At 70.2% G+C, this 8398-nt stretch carries 7 protein-coding genes; 4 read left to right on the plus strand and 3 right to left on the minus strand.

What is annotated here, in order from left to right; translation table 11 throughout:
* From ACY45C_RS00720 to ACY45C_RS00735, 4 genes are all read left to right on the plus strand, one after another.
* A partial coding sequence (locus tag ACY45C_RS00720; protein WP_462185729.1) for a GuaB3 family IMP dehydrogenase-related protein occupies positions 1 to 891 on the plus strand: 891 nt, incomplete at its 5' end.
* A gap of 194 nt (positions 892 to 1085) precedes the next feature.
* Complete coding sequence (locus tag ACY45C_RS00725) at positions 1086 to 2255, plus strand: hypothetical protein (RefSeq protein ID WP_462185730.1); 1170 nt, start codon at positions 1086 to 1088, stop codon at positions 2253 to 2255.
* 2536 nt (positions 2256 to 4791) lie between these two features.
* Positions 4792 to 5379, plus strand: coding sequence for a hypothetical protein (locus tag ACY45C_RS00730; RefSeq protein ID WP_462185731.1), 588 nt, complete (start codon positions 4792 to 4794; stop codon positions 5377 to 5379).
* A 194-nt stretch (positions 5380 to 5573) separates the two neighbouring features.
* The gene (locus tag ACY45C_RS00735; RefSeq protein WP_462185732.1) at positions 5574 to 6935 is read left to right on the plus strand and encodes an ABC transporter substrate-binding protein; all 1362 of its coding nucleotides are present in this window, start codon (positions 5574 to 5576) and stop codon (positions 6933 to 6935) included.
* A gap of 59 nt (positions 6936 to 6994) precedes the next feature.
* On the opposite strand, the gene ACY45C_RS00740 is transcribed toward ACY45C_RS00735, so the two are convergent.
* Genes ACY45C_RS00740 through ACY45C_RS00750 form a run of 3 tightly spaced genes read right to left on the minus strand, consistent with a single transcriptional unit; the run spans position 6995 to position 8379 of the window.
* A complete protein-coding gene (locus ACY45C_RS00740) occupies positions 6995 to 7591 on the minus strand; it encodes a GTP-binding protein (protein ID WP_462185733.1) in 597 nt (198 codons plus the stop codon).
* Complete coding sequence (locus tag ACY45C_RS00745; protein ID WP_011435095.1) at positions 7572 to 7931, minus strand: DUF742 domain-containing protein; 360 nt, start codon at positions 7929 to 7931, stop codon at positions 7572 to 7574. Before ACY45C_RS00745 ends, ACY45C_RS00740 begins: the two co-directional genes overlap by 20 nt.
* A 25-nt stretch (positions 7932 to 7956) precedes the next feature.
* A complete protein-coding gene (locus tag ACY45C_RS00750) occupies positions 7957 to 8379 on the minus strand; it encodes a roadblock/LC7 domain-containing protein (protein WP_462185734.1) in 423 nt (140 codons plus the stop codon).
* Between the last annotated feature and the right edge of the window lie 19 nt (positions 8380 to 8398).

Here is an 8398-nt window from a genome sequence, read left to right on the forward strand (position 1 = left end):
CTGTGGACCCGGTACGAGGAGCCGGAGAACCACATCGCCGAGCTCAGCAAGATCGGGGCCGCCCAGGGCCCGGACGCGGCAACCGATCGGCTGCGCGCGTTGTACTCCGCGCCGGTCCAGCCGGGGCTGATCGCGCAGCGTCTCACCGAGCTTCGGGACGCTGGGGTGGTCGTGGCCGCGGCGCTGCGCCCGCAGAAGGTCAAGGCCCTGTGCCCGCACGTACTGGCCGCCGGGATCGATCTGCTCGTCATCCACGGTACGGCGGTTTCGGCGGAGCATCAGTCCCGCCGCAGCGAGCCGCTCAACCTCAAACGGTTCATCGGGCAGCTGGACATCCCGGTGCTGGTCGGCGGGTGCGCGTCGTTCTCCACCGCCTTGCACCTCATGCGCACCGGGGCGGCCGGTGTCATCGTGGGCGTCGGGTCCGGCTTCGGTGACCGTACCCGGGACGAGCTCGGGGTCGGCGTGCCGCTCGCCACCGCCATCGCGGACGCGGCCGGTGCGCGCATGCGTTATCTCGACGAGTCGGGCGGCCGCTACGTCCACGTCGTCGCGCATGGTGACCTTCGGACTGGCGGTGACGTCGCGAAGGCGGTGGCCTGCGGCGCGGACGCGGTCATGGTGGATGCGGCGCTCGCGGCCGCGGGGGAGGCCCCGGGCCAGGGCGGGGTCTGGCCGATGGACGTGCTGCACTCCGACCTGCCGCGGGGACGCTGGTCGCCGGTGGCCCCGACCGGGATGCTCGCGCAGATCGTGACCGGTCCGGGCACGGCGACCAGCACCGGTGTCCTCAACCTGGCCGGCGGCCTGCGCACGGCAATGGCGACGACGGGATACGCAACTTTGAAGGAGTTCCAGAAGGCGGAGATCATGGTGACTGCCAGTCCGTGACCGACGATGCACGTCATGCGTGGTCGTCGGGCGTCCTGCGAGGCGGTAGCCGTCGCGTGAGGTATCGCTCGCTGGTGCGCGAGCCCGACGGGCGTGCCCGTGGTGTGCCAACCACCGGCGGTACCCGGTCGATCCGGGCTCTTACCCGACATGGCACCCTGGAAGCGGTCCGTCTCCGGCATGAAGGACGACAGATGCGTCTCGACGAGCACGGCCGTTGGGTCAGCGATGACGGTGCCTATGTCTGGGACGAGGCCGCCCAGACCTGGCAGCCGTCATCGGCAGCGCCGCCGGCCGGTCCGTCGGCCTTGGCGCGATTCGGTAACCATCCCGGTGGGCCCGCCTTCGGTGCCGGTCCGGTCGGGGAGCCTGGATCCGGTCGGGCCGGGTCCGATGTAGGAGCGCAGGGCGGTTCGTTCGGTGGGCGGCCCGGCGCTGCCGGCTCGTCGCCCGATTCCGGGCCCAGCGCCGTGGAAGCGGCTCCGGCACCGCCGAGCTGGGGCGGGGCGCTCACCGATTCACCCCGCCCCCTGAGCGGCCCGGTGGCCACGCCATCAGCGCCGGACACACAGGGGCTGGCACCCTACGGCCCCACCGGCCAGCGCGGCCGGTGGGGGGAACCGGCCGCGGACGTCATTGCACCGCGCGGGCCGTCGGAGTGGGGCGATCTGACCGGTCCGGCCCGCCGCGCGGGTGCGGCGGATCCCGTCGATCCGGTGGCTGCGCCCGCAGCGCCGGCCGCAGCGCAGACGACCTGGGGCGACGGCGGCTCGACTGGCGAGATCCGGCGTGTCGGGGGCATGGCGGCGACGTACGCCCCGTCCACCGGTGGTGCGGCGGACGGCACACCGCGGTGGGACGGCGATCCGGACGGCGGGCCGGAGCCGTATGCCGGGTCGTTCGACGAGCACGACAGTGGATGGGCACCGTCCGGGCCCACCTCCCGGCGCGGGGCGACGGCCCGGCGTGCCGAGGCCGGCGGGCTGCCGGCACGGGTCACCGCGCTCGTCCAGCACGTGCGCGACCGTCCGCCGCTGCTGATCGGCGCCGCCGTCGTTCTCGTCTGCCTCGGGCTCGGCGTCATCGGATTCCTCGCCCTCGGCGGCGGTGGATCGGGCTCCGGGACCGCGGCTGGGCCGGCCGCGGTGGGGAAGGGCCGTTACTCCCCGGAGGTCCGTCGGGCATATCTCAGCTCGTGCCTCGACGTCAGCAACGGTAACGAAGGCTATTGCACCTGCACGCTGGAGAAGCTGGAAGCCGACTACACCCAGGAGGAGTACCAGCGGTTCAGCGACAACGTCCAGTCCGAGTCGTCGGAGCGCATCGTGCGGGAGATCTATGCCGCCTGCCGTGACAAACGATGACGATTACCGGTGTACAGTGGGTTGACAGAACTATTATCACATGCCTAGATGGGCTGCGGGACGACGGACGAGAGTGCTATTGCTTTTTCGTCGGCGATGTGATAAGACGTCCTTCACGTATCAACGGGCGGTCATGGCGGTGCGGTTCTCCGGGACACATCCCGAGACCGCTCCTCCCGGAGCGAGGCTGCCCCACGTGCATTCGTCCGCCCGGGCGGGGGACCCGGTGGCGTGGCCAGATCACACATTTACCCGACGCACGTCCACACGATGACTGCCCGCATCGTGCTGACCAGGGGGGCAGGAGATGCCGCCCTATGATCAAATACAGCGGTTCAGTGGCCATGATGCCTGAATCCGGGATAACGTCGCCGACGTCCGGCGCCCGCGCCCGGAGGCGGGTGACAGTTCTGTGACGACCTACGACACCGACCGCGACGGTGCCACGGGGCGCCCGGCTGCCTCCCGTCGTGACGACGATTTCTTCGCGGTGGAGCGGGTGGGCGAGCAGGCAGCCCGTCCTGTCTCCCGTGAGCCCGCGCCCACGTCCTGGGATTCGACTCCCTGGCCCCGGCGTGAGCCGGCGCCGAGACCGGGACCGGCCATGCCGCCGGCAGGCGGCGGTGCGCGTCCCGCCGATCCCTTCGACGTGACCACCACCTGGGACGGTCCGGCGCCGGGACCCGCCGGTGGACGCCCGCCGGGCATCTCGGTGACCCCCCCCGCTCCCGCTGGCCCGTCTACCCCGGCGGTGTCATCCGCCGCTCCGGTGGCTCCTCCTGTTCCTCCTGTTCCCAGGGGTCCTCGGGTTTCCGCCGGTCCGCCACCGACCGCGTCCCGGCCGACGTCCTACCTCCCCTCGGCGTCCCCGCCACCGCCCGCGGCGTCCAGGACGGCTGCGAGGCTGCCCGACCTGCAGGTGGGCGGGCCCGCTCGAGAGGCCTATCCGGTCCCGACCGGTCCGCCGTCGGGACCGGTGCAGATGGGCCGTTCCCCACGGGCCGGCGGGGCGGCGGGGACCACCTCCGGGACGAGATCGGGGGGTGGCGCTTCCGCAGACCCGTTCACCGGCGGGTTTCCGATCTCCGCCCGACCGGTTCCCGCGCCACCGTCCCGGGCTGTTCCCACATCGTCGGCGGACCTCAGGAGAGCTCCGGGCCAGTCGGGCACCCCGAGCCGGGTCACCGGCCCGGCCTTCCCGGTGGTGCCCGGGAGCTTTGGCGTGACCGCCGCCGCACCGCCGCCCGATGCCGGGCCCCGAACCGCATACTCCTCGACGGATCCTTGGAACGGGCACAGCTCGCCCCGCGTTCAACTGCCCGGTGCGGGTGCGCCTGCAGCGGGCCCGGGCCCCCTGAACCGGGAGGCCGGCGGGGTCCGTCCCGGTGGCGGTGGATCCGCCGGTCCGGGCGCGACCTCATCAACTCCGCCCCGCGGATTCGGGGGCGCGGCAGCCTATCTGCCGGGATCGGCGTCGAGTCGTCCCGGCAGGGACCCGGGTCCGGGAAGAAGGGGCCCGAACGGCGGTTCTGGGGGCAACGGCGGTTCCGGGGGACTACCCCCACACTCCCGCCAGGACCGTCTGCGCTCCCGCCAGGATCGTCCGCGGGACCCCCGCGACGGCGGAGCGGATCTCGCAGGCTGGCGGACTCCCCTGTCCGGCACCGAAGACGTCGTCCGTCCTCTCCCGCCCAACGGGCCCAACGGGATCGCCGGGCTGGTCCCCGGCCGTGAGGACCCGCTCTCCGGACCGCTCCCGGTGGCCCGGCGACGATCGTCGGTGGAGACTGCGACGGGGAGCGACTGGAGGATGCCGGCGAATCGGGCATCTGGACCGAGGGACTCGTTGGCCGGTCCGACTGACCGGTTGCCCGGCCAGAACGGGCTGCCCGCTCCGGCCCGCGGCCGGGCGCTCGCGGCCCCGGAGCGGCGGGCGGCTCCCGAGGCCGGCGCCGATGCGTCGCGGGCCAGCGGTCGGCCCGCCGACCTGGCTGTACCTCGGGTCGAGGAGACGATGACGACCGCTCGTCCGCTGTATCGGCCAGACGCCTCCGCGCCGCCGGCCGGGACCGGTGCGCGTGGCCTGGTCGGAACTCCGTTGCCGCCGGTGGGGCGCCGACCCGAGTCTCCCTCGGAGAGGACGTCCCTGGTGCCCCGGCGGGGATCGGGAAAGGCCAGAGGTGCCGGCCCCGCGCCGGATGACGACAGCGGCTGGCAGCCCTCCCGGTCGGTGCGCAAACCGAGTGGTCGCAGTGTGCCTGCCGACCGCCGCCGCACCCCGAATCCGGTGACCGACACCAACAATCTCCAACCGGTCTTGGCTCCTCAGCCCATCCGGTCATCCGGATCGACGCGATCGGGTGAGCGGGGTGCGGCGAACGGCGGCGAGCGCCGGCGTGGCACCGCGGACCGGGCCGGTCGCGCTGGCGGAACCGGCGCCAGGAGCCGTGGGCATGCTGGCCGGCATGAGGAGGGCGCCGGGGCCGGCGGCCATTCCGGGCCTGGGCGGCGGGCCTCCGGACGTGATGCCCGCGCGGTGGGGCTGCGGGAACCGGGGGATGCCCGGGATGAGCCGGACGACGAGGACCTCTCCGGCGAGGATCGCCTCGCCTGGCTTCATCAGGGTTGGATCGGTCCTTTGGCCGTTGCGTTGGTCCTCGCGTTGCTCGCGGTTGGCGGCTATGCACTCCTGCGCGGCGATGGCGACGGCAAGAGCGCGCCGTCGGTTTCGCCGGCTCCCCCCATCGGCTCGCCGACGCCCACCACGACCAGCCCGGACGCGATCAATGGCAAGGCGATGATTGATGGCAGCTGGGAATGCCGGCTTGTTACCGGGACGAATCCCCTGAAGCTGTCCGACAATGTCGTCGGTGTGCTCGTGGTCGAACGGACCGCCGGTGCCTACAGTTGGGGCGGCACCGCCGGTCAGTACACGATCACGCCGGTGGCCGGTAATGACGGCGGGAATGTGATCGGCAACGTGAAGTTCACCGGCGGGCCACTGAAGGATCTTTCCGGGGTGCACATCGCCAAGCCCGGGGCCGGAATCCGCGACAAGGCGCAGGGCACGCTGGAACTCACCGCGAGTGGCAGTGCGCCGCACCGATACTGCGGGGTGAACTGAGAAGATCCATCCCCATGCTGACGGTAAGTGAAACACCGATATGTCGGATCTAAGGCGCCCCTGGTCGCCCGGGATCTGCCGAGTTCCGACCCCGGCTGTCGGATTCAGGGTGGCGTGGGGCAGGATCAGGTGCCATGCTCAGGTCTGACCGTAGTGAGGGTGGCGGACGGTGTCCCGCCGCTGGCAGGACGGATGTGGCTGGCGGTGCGGACGGGGGCGTCCCCGCTCCCCGGGAGAGCGGCCGACGGGCCGTTAACCGGCGCGGCCTGCTTCGCTGGGCCGGGACCGCGGCGGTCGCGGCACCGGCCGCCGGGCTGTTGGCCGCGTGCGGGGGTTCATCCTCCTCGGCTAGCGCGACGCGCAAGGTACGTCTCGGCTATGTGACGTCCCGGACGGGGGCGTTCCGCAGTTACAGCGTGGTCGACTCGTATGTGCTGCAGACGATGCGCACGATCCTGGCCGACGGCGTGAAGGTGGGGAACCGCACCTATCCCGTCGAGATCTTCGTCCGGGACTCCGAGTCGGACCGCCATGGCGCCGGGACCGCGACAACCGACCTGATCTTCAAGGACAAGGTCGACATCGTGCTGGTCGGTGGCACCTCCGACACCGCCATTCCTGTCGCGGACCAGTGCGAGATCAACCAGGTTCCCTGTATTTCCACAATTGCCCCGTGGCAGGCCTGGTGGAATGGCCGGGGCGGCAACGTCGATATGCCCTTCCGCTGGACCTACCACTTTTTCTGGGGCATGGAGGACCTGGTGGCGACTTACGTCGCGATGTGGAGCCAGCTCGGGATCACCAAGGTGGGGCTCATGTATCCGGACGACGACGACGGCCGCGCGTTCGCCGACCCGGACTTCGGAATTCCCACCATCCGCAACTACAACAATCTCCGGCTGACGTCGCCGATGTCAGCCGGCTACTCAACCGGGGCGCCCTCATTCAAGACCTATATCGATGAATTCAAGAAGAACGGGGTGCAGGCCGTCGTCGGCGTGTCCCGGGCCGCGGACTTCGCCACCTTCCGGAAGGAGACCAGGGCCTCCGGTTACTCGCCGAACGCCCTGACGATCTCCAAGGCGATCTACTTCCAGGAGGATGTGCGTGGCCTCGGTACCGGTGGTGACGGTCTTACCACCGAGGTGGCGTGGTCACCGGCGCATCCCTTCCGTAGCTCGCTGACGAACAAGACGTCCCTGGAGTTGGCCAACGACTTCACCAGCGCCCGCGGTCAGGGGTGGACCCAGACCCTGGGATTTTTGTACGCCCTGTTCGAGGTCGCCGTCAAGGCGCTGAGCAACGTCGACTCCCTCAACAGTCGGGAAGCCGTCGCCACGGCCATCCGCGACGTCGACGCCCAGACCATTGTCGGACCCGTGGCGTTCGGAGCTCAGCCCAACGTCCCGAAGAACGTGGCCCGCATCGCCCTCGTCGGTGGTCAGTGGAACCAGAATCAGCAGGCGAACGATTTCAACCTCAAGATCGTCAACAACGCGGGTAACACCAAGGTCCCGCTGGAGGCCGAACTCCGCAAAGTTCCCTCGCCCGTCTGAGCTCGGGTCGGCTCGTTTGCCCGGGGCGACTGGCACCGGCCGTCCCGGGCGGGATCACCTCAGGTCCGTGCGGTTGCCCGCGACATCGTGTGCTCGACCACCGCGATCAGTGCGCTCTTGGTGGAGTCGCGGTTGCGGGCGTCGCAGGTGATGACGGGAACGGCCGGGCTGATCTGCAGTGCTTCCCGGACGTCCTCGATCGAGTGCCGCAGAATCCCGTCGAAGCAGTTGACGCCAATCACGAAGGGCAACTGCCGCTGCTCGAAGTAGTCGACCGCGGCGAAGCAGTCGGCCAGTCGGCGGGTGTCGGCGAGCACGATCGCACCGATGGCTCCCCGCACGATGTCGTCCCACATGAACCAGAAGCGGTACTGCCCGGGGGTGCCGAACAAGTACAGGATCAGATCCTCGTCCAGCGAGACTCGGCCGAAGTCCATGGCGACCGTGGTGGTGGTCTTGTCCATCAGGTGGGTGAGGTCGTCGATGTGGGCTCCCGCCTCGGTCATGACGGCCTCGGTGCGCAGCGGGACGATCTCGGACACCGAACCCACGAATGTGGTTTTTCCGGCGCCGAACCCGCCCGCTACTACGATCTTAACCGAGGTCGTGGCGACGGCGGAGTTGACCCGCCTGTTGTCAGAGCTTTCGAAGGCCACTGAGAACCCTTTCGAGCAACGCGAGATCCGGTGCCTCGTCGCGGTCAGGCTGCTGGTGGACGCGGACGAAGCCTTCGTCCGCCATGTCGCCTACCAGCACGCGGGCCACCCCGAGGGGCACCCGGAGGCCAGCGGCGATCTCCGCGATGGATCGCACCTGCCGGCACATGGCGGCGATGGTCTGTTGCTCCAGGTTGAGGCCGATCGCTCGTTCCTCGCCGAGAGGCGTCGTGAAGACGAGTGCCTCGATGGCGAGTTCATAGCGCGACCGAGTGCGCCCACCGGTCATCGCATACGGACGGACGACCGGCCCGGGCGTGCCCTCGGGATCGATACTCACCCTGACTCCCTGTGTTGCCGTCCGGTCACCGCGGAAGGGTTCCCTGCAGCTCGGCGCGCAACGCCGGGGTCAGGACGTCCTTCGCCCGGCTGACCAGCAGGGCCATCTCATAGCCGACCAGACCGATGTCGCAGGATGGTGCCGCGAGCACTGCCATGCTCGCGCCGTCACTGATTGCCATGATGAAGAGAAAGCCGTGCTCCATCTCCACGACCGTCTGGGTGACGCCGCCCGCCTCGAAGACGCGGGCGGCGCCCTGGGTCAGGCTCACCAGTCCCGAGGCCACTGCGGCGAGCTGGTCGGCGCGATCCCGGGGGAAGCCGTCGGAGACGGCGAGTAGCAGGCCGTCTGCGGACACCACGACGGTGTGGGCGGCACCCGGGACTCGATCGATAAAATTGTTGATCAACCAGTTGAGGTTCTGGGCTTCAGAACTCACGGGTGTCACCGTTCCTCCTGCGCGTCAC

It is taken from the genome of Frankia sp. CcWB2, assembly GCF_977927585.1.